This is a genomic window from Geobacillus sp. E263, assembly GCF_007197795.1.
GTDB lineage: Bacteria > Bacillota > Bacilli > Bacillales > Anoxybacillaceae > Parageobacillus_B > Parageobacillus_B toebii.
Map to the genome: position 1 here is coordinate 1044018 of NZ_CP041632.1, position 13087 is coordinate 1057104.

Sequence of the window (13087 nt, forward strand, 5' to 3'; positions counted from 1 at the left end):
TTCACTATATCATAGGTTTGTTTTTTCGATAAATACTTAATTGATAATTTGTAAAAAGCGTAAATTAGATGTGGAAATCGACATAAAAAAATGCTATCATAGAAAAGTCTGATTATAAGTTATTATAGTTTGGAGGGAAGAAACATGCGTGTTAACGTTACACTAGCTTGCACAGAATGCGGTGAACGTAACTATATTACATCGAAAAATAAACGCAATAATCCTGACCGTCTCGAATTAAAAAAATATTGCCCAAGATGCAAAAAGGCGGTACCTCATCGTGAAACGAAGTAAGCAGTAGGAAATTGATTCCTGCTGCTTTTTGTCTTTTTCTGTTTCATTTACTAGGCGGATGGATGCCGGTGAAGGAGGAAAAGGAGATGGAGGAAAAGAAGCAAATTCGCAAGATGATAAAAGCAAAATTGCAACAATTAACCGATGAAGAAAAACAAGCATATGATAAACAAATCGCGGATAGATTGTATAGGCTTCCGTTATGGAAAAGCGCAAAAACAATCGGCATTACTATTTCCAAGGAAAAAGAAGTGGACACAAAACCAATTATTGAACGAGCATGGCGTGAAGGCAAAACGGTGAGCGTACCGAAATGCGATCCGGCAACAAAAACGATGGTATTTCGGAAAATTCAATCTTTTTCTCAATTAGAGTCTGCTTATTTTGGCCTGTGGGAGCCGATTGAAAAGATCACGGACGAAGTCAAAGGAAATGATATGGATATAATGGTCGTTCCTGGAATATGTTTTTCAAAAAATGGCTATCGCATTGGATATGGAGGGGGGTATTATGACCGCTATTTGCGGCATGTATCCGTTCCAACGATTTCATTAGCTTATTCATTTCAAGTGATGGACTCTCTCCCTGTAGAAGAACATGACATCCCTGTTCAATTGATTATTACAAACGAAGGAGTTATAAGATGTAATGAATGAATGGTTATACGTATTTGCTTCCGCTATTGTGGCGATTGGCGGCTATTTTATTCGTTCCCTTTCCATTTCGGGCGCAATAGCAGCAGTGCTTGTTGGAACAATCGTTGGAAAAGGGTTTTCCTGGAAAGGAATGATATTATTAGGTATATTTTTCGTTAGTTCTAGCATCTGGAGTAAGATTGGCAAAAAGAGAAAACAGCAACTGATGGAGAAAGTAGAAAAAGGAGAATGTCGCGACTATATACAAGTATTTGCAAACGGGGGAGTTCCCGCACTGATCAGTTTTCTTTCCATTTTGAATCCATCGCCGCTTTGGCTTAACCTCTTTATTATTTCCATCGCCGCTGCAAACGCGGATACGTGGGCATCGGAAATCGGCAGTTTAAGCCGGCAAGCTCCGAGGTTATTGCCGAATTTCAAAAAAGCGGAAGTCGGAACATCGGGCGCGGTAACGTTATTAGGTACGATTGCCGCTTTTTTGGGAGCTGCTTTTATCGGCTTTGCAAGTGCTTTTCAATGGGACAACATTTCCATTATGACGGTAGCGTTTTTTGGATGGCTCGGCAGTTTTTTTGATACATTGTTCGGCGCGGCTTGGCAGACTGTTTATCGATGTCCGGTATGCGGTCTCAAAACAGAACGAAAGGAACATTGCGGGCAAAAAACCGTGCACATAAAAGGGAGCCGCTTTGTAAACAATGATGTTGTAAATGTTTTATCGATTGCATGTTCTACGATTATTTATGTTTTTGTTATTTATCTTGGCAAATGATCAAAAACGGTCCATTTTATGGCCCGTTTTTTGCTATTTTATAGTGATTTCATAATTTACAAGCGAATGGGAAAAAACAATAAAGAGGAATTTTGGTAAGGAAGGAGAAAGAGAATATGAACAAATTTGTTTATTTCGTGTTGATGTTTATAGGTAGTATAGTGGTGTATCGCTGCCGCTACCGGATTGTGAACACTATATTGCGTGTTCGCCTTTTACAACAATGGCTTGTACGCTTTGCAATGAATATCCCGCTTGTCCGCAATACAATCAATTCTCAAGTATTTCGATAAGTGTGGTACAATGAAACAGTGGGATGTTTTAATCTCAAGACATATTGGCTATGTGCGGACATTTCGTGCTGCATTTCCCATTGTTTTGCGATATTTTTTCGAAACGAATTCATAGTTTCGTGCATTCCAATGGTTTTGTAGCCAAAAGGAATTATAGGGAGTTTGATTTTGTGGAACGAAGGGAGAGGGGACTTTGAATGGAAAAATGGAATTATTATTTTGGCAGCTTGTTTATTTTTTTATAAAACAGCGTTATCGTATAATTCAGCTGTCCAATCATTCACATGAAATTTGGCTGGAGTCGCTTGAAAATAAACACGTTCCTATTGTTCGGGTTGTGCGTTATGACATCGATTGGAGCCAATGGTTGAAGCGGGATATGGAATATGCTTGGCGCATTGCCGAACAAATTCAAAAACGGCGGATAAGAAGATTCAGGGAAATTGTCAATATTTATGTTTCCACATACCCTCCTGTTGACGATTGGGAGTTTCTTATCGAGAAGCCGCTGCCGCTTTCACAAAAGCGAAATGCTGTTTTTCGAACATTTCTTATTCATTCCGGAAACGTAAATATGTCATTGCAACAGTTAACGGAAATTGTCCAAACACCTATTGTCCTTCCGACAGTAGTGAATGATATTGATCCATTTTTTGAAGCGGAGCGGCTGAAGCAGGATATTTTACGGGAAGCGAGAGAACAGCATGAAAGAGAAAGACGATTGTTTGAATACGGGAAGCCTGTTTTTACATATATTTTTATCGCATTGCAAGTGCTCGTCTTTCTGTTAATGGAATGGAGTGGAGGCAGCACGAATCCGGCGGTTTTGATCCAATATGGCGCAAAATTTAATCCCCTTATTCAAGAAGGGGAGTGGTGGCGCTTTTTTACACCGATTTTTTTGCACATTGGCTTTTTGCATTTATTGATGAATACGTTCGCCCTTTACTATTTGGGTATGACGGTCGAACGTCTTTACGGATCGTGGCGCTTTTTCTTTATCTATCTTATTGCGGGGTTTTTTGGGACGCTGGGCAGTTTTTTATTTACTACTTCTCTTTCCGCAGGAGCATCAGGCGCTATTTTTGGTTTATTCGGAGCGCTTCTTTATTTTGGCACTGTATATCGGCATCTATTTTTCCAAACGATCGGAACCAATATTATCGGTTTGATTATTATCAACCTGTTATTTGGGATAATGGTGCCTGGAATTGATAATGCCGGGCATATTGGCGGATTAATTGGCGGATTTCTCGCTTCGGGTATTGTCCATTTGCCAAACCATCTTGATTGGAAGCGGCAAGTGCGAACATTGCTAGTGACGGTGAGCGCTGCCGCCTTAGGTTTATATATCGGATTCTAACTGGAAATTTGCTGGATCAGCTGAATTTTTTCTCCATCTTTTGTCTCAGTGAGAACCATTAAGTGGGAATAATCTTTGCTTATTAAAATAAGCGGTATTGTACTGCCGATTGGCGAGAGGATGGATCCATCCTCTTTTTTTATGCCGAGAAAATAAGATTTATATATTCCTTCCCAAAGTTTCCCAAGTATTTCTTGCGTTTTTTCCATAGAAAGGTCAGGCAAAGGTTGTTCATTGTAAATAATTAAATCAGGCAAATAGAATGAATAATATTGTTGGCTGTTTATAGAGAAGTGAGATAAGAGCGATTGTGCTTTCTGCTGAAGAAATTCGTTTGTCGTTTTGTTTAATACTTTTTGCCACTCTTTTTCATCCCTTGTTGTTGCACGGTGAAAGGAAGCAAGCGGGCTGTACGGAGAATCGATCACGTACAAGTAATCGCTTGTCATTGTTTGGCTGCTTGTTATTGCATTTCCTTCATGAAGTTCTCCATGGTGAAAAGAAATCGTTTGAAAAAGATGGCTATCTTTTGCTGTCACTTTTTTTTCCTGCACTAATGTTTGGACATTATTCTTCCATTTTGACAGACGATCAACAAGACGCCCATCTGCAAAAAGCAAGGAAATATCTTGACGCAAGTAAGCGTTCCGGTCTAATGAAGACGATGTTGACCAAAGCAATGAATACTTTCCTTCCCGTTTTCGCGGCTGCAATTGAAGCTTTGTTTTTGCATCATGAAACTTTACGTGCGGATTAATCGGGAAAAAGATGATCGTTTCTTTTGTTGGTTGATGGGAGGAAAATGGAAACAATGAAATAATGCATAAAAACGCTGCTATAATCATTGCGATCGGAACTAATTTTCTCATAATAGCCCCCTACACGGACAAGTTTGTCACCAATATATGCACGTAAAGGGGAAAAGATGTATGAATTTGTTTTCCATTGTCCATGATGCGTTCAAGTTTTTTTCTTTCTTGACGAAAATGGACGTTTCTTTATACATTTATATTGAGTAAAAAATGTGCAGGTGAAACAATGAAAACGGTATACGATGTGCAGCAACTTTTAAAACAGTTTGGAACGATTATATATGTAGGGGATCGTTTAGCAGATTTAGAGCTGATGGAGGAAGAATTAAAAGAACTATACCAGTCGCAGCTGATTGATGTGAAAGATTATCAAATGTCGCTTTTTATATTAAGACATGAGGCGCAACTCGAAAGAGAAAAACGAATGAAAAGGAATGACGAAACATGACGGAAAAATGGCTTGTTGGAGTGGATTTAGGCGGAACGACGACTAAAATGGCGTTTGTGACAACAGATGGTGATATCGTACATAAATGGGAGATCGATACCGATATTTCAAACAAAGGGGAAAACATTGTAAAGCATATATCACAATCGCTAGAGGAGACGTTACATCACCTTGGAGAAAGCAAAGATCGGCTTTTAGCCATTGGGATCGGCGCGCCGGGACCGGTGCATATGGAAACAGGGATGCTTTATGAAGCGGTGAATTTAGGGTGGAAAAATTACCCATTAAAAGAGCGGCTTGAGCGAGAAACATCCCTTCCTGTAGCGGTGGACAATGATGCGAATATTGCCGCCCTCGGGGAAATGTGGAAAGGAGCTGGAAGTGGTGCGCGCGACCTTATTTGCGTCACACTTGGTACCGGTGTCGGAGGTGGGGTTATTGCCAATGGTCAAATTGTGCACGGCGTAAACGGTGCCGGTGGAGAAATCGGCCACATGACAATGCTTCCAAAAGGCGGTGCGCCGTGTAATTGCGGTAAAACCGGCTGTTTGGAAACGATTGCTTCTGCCACGGGAATTGTAAGAATCGCAAAAGAAAAATTATCACATTGGGATAAAACGACTTTGCTTCGCGATGAAACCGTAACTGCCAAAGCGGTATTTGACGCGGCGAGAGCGAATGACGAACTAGCGCTCGAGGTTGTGGATGAAGTGATGTTTTACCTCGGACTGGCATTGGCGAATGCAGCGAATGTGTCAAATCCGGAAAAAATCGTTATTGGCGGCGGGGTGTCAAAAGCAGGTAATATATTAGTAGAACGTGTCAGTACTTATTTCCGTCGTTTTGCGTTTCCGCGTGTCGCGGAGGGAGCCACGATTGTATTGGCGACGCTTGGCAATGATGCGGGAGTAATTGGCGGTGCATGGTTGGCAAAAATGTCACTGTCTGTTTGATTACAAAGTGAATATGCAAAAGGTAAACGATTCATCGAAAGGACATCTGCCGATGAATCGTTTTTTATTTTTCATTTTCTACACCGTATGCTCATATGTTGAAGGTAGAACATCTAGGAAGGAGAGACCGCTTTGAATATATATGCTTCTCTAGGTGATACGCTAGCGATGTATAGCAAATGGTTTTCCGTTCCTTACGAATTGTTGGCAGACTCTAATCCACATATAAAAAAGGATGAACTAGAACCAGGTGAAGTTGTACGTATTCCAGGATATGAAACCGTTCATACGTGGGAAGAGTTGGCTAGTTTTTTCCCTGTGCATGAAGAAGCATTGCAACGGATGAAAGGAACGCCTGAAATTATCAGCGGATCAGTGCAGCTGCCAAAGAGAGTGATTTCCCGCGTTGTTCAAGGGCAGAAAACATACGATTTTTCCGCACTACAGCAAGATATTGAAGCACTTTGCCGCTGTTATCCATTCGCGCGAACAAGAACGATCGGATATAGTGTGCTCGGATTGCCATTAATCGAAATAAAAATTGGTCAAGGGCCGATTCGCGTTCATCTGAACGGTTCGTTTCATGCGAACGAATGGATTACAACGGCGATTATCATGACGTTTCTCAACGATTACTTGCTAGCAGTGACAAACAGTGAGCCGCTTCGAGGACATCATATGCTTGATTATTATAAAAAAGTGACATTATCTGTTGTGCCGATGGTGAATCCAGATGGCGTCGACCTCGTTTTACACGGTCCCCCTGAGCAAGAACCGTATCGTAGCGAAGTGATTCGAATGAATGGAGGATTCTCCGATGACTTTTCACAATGGAAAGCGAACATTCGCGGCGTTGATTTAAATAATCAATTTCCGGCGAAATGGGAAGTCGAACGAGCCCGTAAAATTCCAAAAGCACCTGCTCCCCGTGATTTTCCGGGATTTGCACCGCTTACTGAACCGGAGGCAAAGGCGATGGCTGCATTAGCGGAAGAAAGTGATTTTGACATGATTTTAGCGTTTCACACGCAAGGAAAAGAGATATACTGGGGATATGAAGGATTTGAGCCATCTGAGGCGGAAGAAACGGTAAAGGAATTTGCGAAAACGAGCGGTTATCAAGCAGTAAAGTATATTGACAGCCATGCGGGATATCGCGATTGGTTTATTCAAACGTGGAAGCGAAGAGGGTATACGGTGGAATTAGGCGAAGGAGTAAATCCGCTGCCAATTGAACAGTTTACAGAGATTTATGAAGATAGTCTCGGCATTTTTCTAGCAGCGCTGTATATGGCTTGAGGAAAATCATAACATATAAAAAACGCAAGAGGCTTGTAAATGCCTCTTGCGTTTTAATGCGTGCCTGTTGGAATACCATGGTGCAATACGGTCATGATGGTAAACCAGCCAAATACAGCAACAGCTCCAAGTCCGAAAAGAACCCCGAGTATATTTTTGTCACGCAATGAGCGTACAACTCCGTAAAGCGCTAACAGTGCAACTAATGCAAAAATAATGACTGTACCCATTATGTTTCCCCTCCTTTTCGAAATAATCCGTATACAAGATTATGTAGAAAACCGACTAATTCCTTTTCATTGTAATCATTTTTTATTTATTTGTCGAGGATGAAAATATGAATCATCACATGACCATTATAACATGCCTTTTGAAAATATGTAAGCGAATCCACTAACCAATGGCAAATCGATAAATGTTAAGATAAAATAAAAATGATGATGCGATAGGAATTTACTTGTAAATGTACGAAGCGCTTTTTTGTTGAAGCTGGAAAAGTGGATAAACGGTCCGCTTCTTTATCTGCCGCTATCTTCTCCAATGGATTTCCTTCAATTTGTAATCATGTCTAATTATAGGGAGGAATCATGATGGAATGGAAATGTATTCCAGTTGGGCCGATTCAGGCAAATGCGTACATTTTATCGCATGATGATGGAACTTGTGTTATTTTTGATCCGGGAGGCGAAGGGGATAAAATTGTACGCCATATTGAAGAACAAGGATTAACACCACTTGCGATTTTGCTGACACATGCACATTTCGATCATATCGGCGGCATCAATGAAGTGAGAAAGAAATGGGAGCTTCCAATTTATATTCATGAAAATGAAAAAGAGTGGCTGACTGATCCTGCTTTAAACGGATCTGCTTATTTTGGCATCGGTCAAGTGGTTGTTCATCATGAACCCACTTGTTTGCGAGGAGAACAAACATTGCAAATTGGGGATTTTGCTTTTGAACTTTTGGAAACACCTGGACATTCGCCAGGAAGCATCTCTTACTATTGTAAAGAGATTGAAGCGGTGTTTTCGGGAGATGTCCTTTTTCTAGGAAGCATTGGACGCACTGATTTACCAGGTGGAAATCATGAACAGCTATTGCGCAGCATTCACGATAAGCTGCTTACATTGCCGGAAGAAACAGTCGTATTGTCTGGGCATGGGCGCGAAACGACAATTGGAGCAGAAATGGATACAAATCCATTTTTGCATGGATTTTAACGCTCCTTCTTTTCTTTGAAGGGAGGAGATTTTTGACTTTTCAATAGGAAAAGAGGAGAAGATGGTGAATGAAAAAGCAAACGTGTCGAATTCTCTTTAACTACTGCAAAAGCGGCACGTTTTGCTTTTTAAAAACAAAAAACCCTTCTTTAAGAAGAAGGGTTTTTGGGGGATGTTCTATCCATATAATGGGAGGGGATATAGTTAAGCTACTATCTATAACAATATAACAGTATTTTTACTATGTCAATAGTGAAAACAAAAATAGGAGAAGGAAATATGCGAGTGGTGAACCCGATTTATGAAGCAATCAAAACTTCGGAGCTGCGGCGATTATCGTATGCAGATTACATGCAACTTGCTTTATACGATGAACGGTGCGGTTATTATATGCGCAAAAAAACGAAAATAGGAAAAGAGGGGGACTTTTTTACAAACAGCCATGTTTCTGATGTGTTTGGCAAGCTGTTTGCTTCTTTTTTTCTTCGTCTAGTAGAGAGGCAAAATGTGCCGCCGCATATTTGTGAACTTGGGGGTGGAGATGGCAGATTCGCTCGTGCCGTGTTAAATGAGTGGAAAGCAAAAAGTCCAAATACATACAGGCAGCTAACATATACGATGATTGAAACAAGTCCTGCCCATCGGGTAAAACAATTGGAAACACTTGGCGATGTTGCTGAAAAAGTGAAGCAATATAAAGATATAAAAGAATTCCAACAGCATGTATCCTCGTTTTCGGGAATCGTTTTTAGCAACGAGTTTTTTGATGCTTTTCCCGTTCATGTCATCACAAAGGAGAACGGAACAGTGTATGAGTTGTTTGTTACTGTTGATGACCACAAGTTGGTAGAGGAAAAATATCCGTTAGAAAATGAACATATTATTCAATATTTGCACGAAAGACAGCTTTCTTTAGCGGACGGGCAACGTTTAGAAGTGCCGCTTGCGCTGAAAACATTTCTTTTGGAGACAGCCCCATTTTTTCGTCATTGCGTGATGTTTACTATTGATTATGGTTATACGGATGAAGAGCTGCAATTGCCGGCAAGACGGCAAGGAAGCTTGCGAGGGTATTATCGCCATCATCTAATAACAAATCCGCTTATGTATCCTGGAGAAATGGATTTGACTGCTCATATTCAGTGGGATGCGTTACGAATGTATGGCAAACAAGCAGGATGGCAATATGTTTCTATGCTAAGGCAAGACCGCTTTTTGCTCGCTGCAGGAATATTGCTATATTTAGAAGAACATAATGACTCGAATCCATTTTCCGAAAAAAGCCGGCAAAATCGGGCGATTCGTTCATTGATCATGGATGGAGGGATGAGTACGGATTTCCATGTAATGATCCAACAAAAAGGAGTTCGTATTCATTGGGATGATATATGGGTACAGCCAGAGTTTTTATCATTTGCCTGATTGGTCACAAAAAATGAGCAGGAGAAATTATCCTCCCGCTCATTTTTCTTATTCTCCCATGCCAGGGACCATCATAAATGTTGTCCAATACGTAAATGCAGCGAAGAAAATTGTTAAGTATGCTCCGAAAATATAAATGTACATTCTTTCCGTCAATTTCAAAAAACCGAGAAATAGGAAAAACACTGTTTGACCAAAGAAAATTAATGAGGTCGTATGCATATGTCCAAGATAAAACATGACTGCAAAAATGCCGGTCCAAAATGCTAAGACGCGGAACATTCGATCCATTATGTATCCCTCCTTTTTATGACCAAGTCCCTATCTTTAATTATTATAATGTACAATTTATGAGAATGTAAATAATGCTTTCAATAATAAGTCGATACACTGAAAACAAGCTGGACCGCTGTGGCCATAAAAATGCTTTTCTGCCGATTTCGGCAGAAAAGCGATGATCAATCTGCATAAGCGCTTACTTTACTAAATTCGCCCGATATGAACAACAGTCGCAGCCTTTTATCATGTTTTCCATTTCGACTAGTTCAACGTTTGGAAAGAGAACTTCAAACATTCCTTGCAAAAATGCATAATGCATTTGGCAAATGATTTCTGGTTCTTGAAAGGCGATTTCTTTAAATGGACAATTGAAAACTTGTAAATATATTTTACCTTCTTTTTCATTATATTCAAACGTTGGATAAAGTCCCGCCGCTTCTGCTGCTTCTTTCACGATTTCCGCTTTTTCCGCAAACGTTAATTCTTGCACAGATTGGTCATGAGGGATTCGCTGGGCAACGAGTTCTTTTCCGAAATTTTTTCCTGTTTCATATAGCGCTTGCTTTCCAACATCACCAAGCTTTGCCATTGTTTGAATGGCGATTTTTGAGAGAAGTTGGTAATCCCGAAATGGAAAATGAAGTTGAATCACTTTGTCAGATAGACGATAAAGCCGGCTCGGCCGTCCTCCTTTTCCTGTTTTTTGTGTTTCCGAAACGATCATATTTACATCCTCAAGCTTTGTTAAATGAAGGCGGGCGACATTTGGATGGATGTTAAACGCTTCTGCAATTTCTTGGACAGATACCTTCTTATGCTTTTTTGTAATGTATTCATAAATATGGTAGCGTGTTGGATCTGCCAATACGTTTGTAATTTTTAATGTTTGTTCCATATTCCATCACTCCTAGACGGATAAATTACTAAGTTCATTATAATACAACGGCTTTTTCAGAAGAAATGATATTTAGCACTATCATCATAAATATCGTGAAAATTTCATTAAATGTTCATGAAATTTTTTTATTTTTGAAGCAGGAAAATAAAAAAGCAAGTCGAATACATAAACGGAGAAAGGGGGAATAGGATGAGCAAATGAATGAAATTGAATATGTTGCCGATCGTCTCATAAAAGAAGCGAGTTTGCTTCATGTATCTGACATTCATATCGTTCCGCGCAAAGACGATGCGATTGTGCGTTTCCGGTTAGATGGATTGCTGATGGAAAAGGAAGCGCTGACAAAAGAAATGTGCGAGCGGCTTATTACGCATTTTAAATTTTTAGCAGGGATGGACATTGGCGAACGCCGCCGTCCGCAAAGCGGAGCGATGGAAGCAAGGCATCAGGAAGAAATCATTCACTTACGCCTCTCCACATTACCGACATCGTATGATGAAAGCCTCGTTATCCGGCTTCTTCCGCAGAATTTTTTTATTCCTCGATCACAACTTTCTCTATTTGCAAATGCCACGAAAACGTTACTTTCCCTTTTTCGGCAGCCCCAAGGATTAATTATTTTTACAGGACCAACTGGATCAGGCAAAACGTCAACATTATATACGTTATTGCGCATTTGTCAATATGAGTGGCATCGCAATGTCATCACATTGGAAGACCCTGTTGAAAAGCGAATCGACAACATATTGCAAGTGCAAATTAATGAGAAAGCGGGAATTACGTATACAACCGGTTTAAAAGCTGTTTTGCGCCATGATCCGGATGTGATTATGATCGGCGAAATTCGCGACGCCGAGACCGCGAAAATTGCGGTACGCTCAGCAATGACGGGACATTTGATTGCTACGACCATGCATACAAAAAACGCTGTTGGTGCGATTTACCGTTTGCGTGAATTCGGGATTCCGCTTGGAGATATTGAGCAAACATTGCTCGCCGTTGTCGCACAGCGGCTCGTGGATTTAGTATGCCCGTTTTGCGGTGAACATTGCTCCATATTTTGCCGTAAACATCGCTCCATTCGCCGCGCTGCTGTCCATGAACTGCTGTATGGGAATGCTTTGTCGAATGCCATTCAATCCGTACAAACAAAGGAAAAGACGCATCACTACTATACGTTGCAACACGTTATTCGAAAAGGAGTTGCTCTTGGATTTTTGCCAGCACACCTTCTTTACAGGTAGTGTCAAAAGTTTGATAAATAAGGAATTTGGTGGAGAAACGAGGGATGCCATCGCCTCTTGACATTCCATCGGAAAAGGCTAGGGGGGAGAAAATGAATAAACGAAAATGGCCGCTGCGTCAGCAAGGAGCATTTTTAGTACGGCTTGGAGACTTGCTTGAAAAAGGGTATTCATTATCTCAAGCCATTGAATTTCTAGAAATTCAGCAGCCTCTTTCCCGCCGCCGCGACTTACAGCATTGTCTTTCCCATCTTCGTTCTGGACTGCCTTTTTATCAATCGATTGCCCCGCTTCATTTTCATCGGGAAGCAATCGGCTATTTGTTTTTTGCCGAACAACATGGCGATTTGTCACATGGAATCGCGGAAGCAGGGAAAATGCTGTTGCACAAGGCTGAATATTTACAAAGGTTTCGGAAAACCAGCAGCTATCCGCTATTTTTGCTTTTCTTTATGGTATTGATGTTAGCGATCGTGCAACATGTGCTCCTTCCTCAATTTTTTCAGTTTTCCGCATCGTTATCTTCTTCTTCCATTACCTCTATTTTTATTCAAGTTGTTTCGATCATTCCCAATATGTTTGGCGTTTTAGGTGTTTTCGCTATTGCTTGTTTTCTTTTATACATTAGCTGGTTTCAAAAACTCGAAATACCTACACAGATCAACATAATAATGAAAATCCCTTTTATTCGTTCCTTTGCGAAGCTATATTTTACGCATATGTTCGCAATGCAATTAGGCCATTTATTACAAGGTGGTTTATCTATTTATGAATCGCTGCAAATATTTGAGCGGCAAGAGAAACTCCCTTTTTTACGTGAGGAAGGAAAAAGAATGAAACAACAGCTTGTCAAAGGAATATCGTTAGATGCCATTGTCGCGTCACGTGAGTACTACGAACAAGAGTTGGCGCTTGTCGTTCGTCACGGGCAATCAAACGGAGAATTGGCAAAAGAATTAAGCCATTATAGCGAAATTGTTTTTCAAACAATGGAAGATCGTATAGAAACATCGATGAAACTCGTTCAACCGATCTTGCTTTCCTTTGTGGGCATTCTCGTTATTTGCATGTATTTAGCGATTTTGCTTCCGATGTTTTCGATGATGAACAATTTATAGGAGGGAAAATGCC

At 40.5% G+C, this 13087-nt stretch carries 16 protein-coding genes; 12 read left to right on the forward strand and 4 right to left on the reverse strand.

Annotation, left to right across the window (positions count from 1 at the left end; all coding sequences use genetic code 11):
* Window positions 1–144: 144 nt before the first annotated feature.
* From rpmG to FNL97_RS05340, 5 genes are all read left to right on the forward strand, one after another.
* Window positions 145–294: a 50S ribosomal protein L33 gene (gene rpmG, locus FNL97_RS05325; protein WP_015864497.1), complete on the forward strand. Its 150-nt coding sequence runs from the start codon at window positions 145–147 to the stop codon at window positions 292–294.
* An 86-nt stretch (window positions 295–380) separates the two neighbouring features.
* Complete coding sequence (locus FNL97_RS05330) at window positions 381–950, forward strand: 5-formyltetrahydrofolate cyclo-ligase (RefSeq protein ID WP_015864496.1); 570 nt, start codon at window positions 381–383, stop codon at window positions 948–950.
* Complete coding sequence (locus tag FNL97_RS05335) at window positions 943–1722, forward strand: DUF92 domain-containing protein (RefSeq protein WP_062678746.1); 780 nt, start codon at window positions 943–945, stop codon at window positions 1720–1722. The genes FNL97_RS05330 and FNL97_RS05335 overlap by 8 nt, the downstream gene beginning before the upstream one ends.
* Window positions 1723–1838: 116 nt before the next feature.
* Window positions 1839–2015, forward strand: coding sequence for a protein YqgO (yqgO, locus tag FNL97_RS17915; protein WP_162839698.1), 177 nt, complete (start codon window positions 1839–1841; stop codon window positions 2013–2015).
* A gap of 193 nt (window positions 2016–2208) precedes the next feature.
* Complete coding sequence (locus FNL97_RS05340; protein ID WP_015864493.1) at window positions 2209–3378, forward strand: rhomboid family intramembrane serine protease; 1170 nt, start codon at window positions 2209–2211, stop codon at window positions 3376–3378.
* On the opposite strand, the gene FNL97_RS05345 is transcribed toward FNL97_RS05340, so the two are convergent.
* The gene (locus tag FNL97_RS05345) at window positions 3375–4247 is read right to left on the reverse strand and encodes a hypothetical protein (RefSeq protein ID WP_062678745.1); all 873 of its coding nucleotides are present in this window, start codon (window positions 4245–4247) and stop codon (window positions 3375–3377) included. The two genes, FNL97_RS05340 and FNL97_RS05345, sit on opposite strands and share 4 nt — an antisense overlap.
* A 169-nt stretch (window positions 4248–4416) precedes the next feature.
* On the opposite strand from FNL97_RS05345, the gene FNL97_RS05350 reads away from it, so the two are divergent.
* From FNL97_RS05350 to FNL97_RS05360, 3 genes are all read left to right on the forward strand, one after another.
* Complete coding sequence (locus FNL97_RS05350; protein ID WP_062678744.1) at window positions 4417–4638, forward strand: YqgQ family protein; 222 nt, start codon at window positions 4417–4419, stop codon at window positions 4636–4638.
* Entirely contained in the window at window positions 4635–5591 is a 957-nt protein-coding gene (locus FNL97_RS05355; RefSeq protein ID WP_143415171.1) for an ROK family glucokinase, read from the forward strand. The genes FNL97_RS05350 and FNL97_RS05355 overlap by 4 nt, the downstream gene beginning before the upstream one ends.
* Before the next feature lie 132 nt (window positions 5592–5723).
* Window positions 5724–6890, forward strand: a complete 1167-nt coding sequence (locus FNL97_RS05360) for a M14 family metallopeptidase (RefSeq protein ID WP_015864489.1) — start codon at window positions 5724–5726, stop codon at window positions 6888–6890.
* Between the two features lie 53 nt (window positions 6891–6943).
* On the opposite strand, the gene FNL97_RS05365 is transcribed toward FNL97_RS05360, so the two are convergent.
* The gene (locus tag FNL97_RS05365) at window positions 6944–7120 is read right to left on the reverse strand and encodes a DUF2759 domain-containing protein (RefSeq protein ID WP_015864488.1); all 177 of its coding nucleotides are present in this window, start codon (window positions 7118–7120) and stop codon (window positions 6944–6946) included.
* A gap of 360 nt (window positions 7121–7480) precedes the next feature.
* Here FNL97_RS05365 and FNL97_RS05370 point away from each other — a divergent pair, with 360 nt between their 5' ends.
* Both FNL97_RS05370 and FNL97_RS05375 read left to right on the forward strand, forming a co-directional pair.
* Window positions 7481–8113, forward strand: coding sequence for an MBL fold metallo-hydrolase (locus tag FNL97_RS05370; protein WP_062678741.1), 633 nt, complete (start codon window positions 7481–7483; stop codon window positions 8111–8113).
* 288 nt (window positions 8114–8401) lie between these two features.
* The gene (locus tag FNL97_RS05375; protein ID WP_062678761.1) at window positions 8402–9535 is read left to right on the forward strand and encodes a class I SAM-dependent methyltransferase; all 1134 of its coding nucleotides are present in this window, start codon (window positions 8402–8404) and stop codon (window positions 9533–9535) included.
* Between the two features lie 48 nt (window positions 9536–9583).
* On the opposite strand, the gene FNL97_RS05380 is transcribed toward FNL97_RS05375, so the two are convergent.
* Both FNL97_RS05380 and FNL97_RS05385 read right to left on the reverse strand, forming a co-directional pair.
* Window positions 9584–9826, reverse strand: coding sequence for a DUF2626 family protein (locus FNL97_RS05380; RefSeq protein WP_008879854.1), 243 nt, complete (start codon window positions 9824–9826; stop codon window positions 9584–9586).
* A 184-nt stretch (window positions 9827–10010) separates the two neighbouring features.
* Window positions 10011–10709 carry a helix-turn-helix transcriptional regulator gene (locus FNL97_RS05385; protein ID WP_062678740.1) on the reverse strand — a complete coding sequence of 233 codons (699 nt, stop codon included), beginning with the start codon at window positions 10707–10709 and terminating at the stop codon, window positions 10011–10013.
* Window positions 10710–10909: 200 nt separating this feature from the next.
* On the opposite strand from FNL97_RS05385, the gene comGA reads away from it, so the two are divergent.
* Together comGA and comGB are read left to right on the forward strand one after the other, a co-directional pair.
* Entirely contained in the window at window positions 10910–11956 is a 1047-nt protein-coding gene (gene comGA, locus FNL97_RS05390; RefSeq protein ID WP_143415172.1) for a competence type IV pilus ATPase ComGA, read from the forward strand.
* A gap of 92 nt (window positions 11957–12048) precedes the next feature.
* Complete coding sequence (gene comGB / locus FNL97_RS05395; protein ID WP_062678738.1) at window positions 12049–13074, forward strand: competence type IV pilus assembly protein ComGB; 1026 nt, start codon at window positions 12049–12051, stop codon at window positions 13072–13074.
* The last annotated feature ends 13 nt before the right edge of the window (window positions 13075–13087 follow it).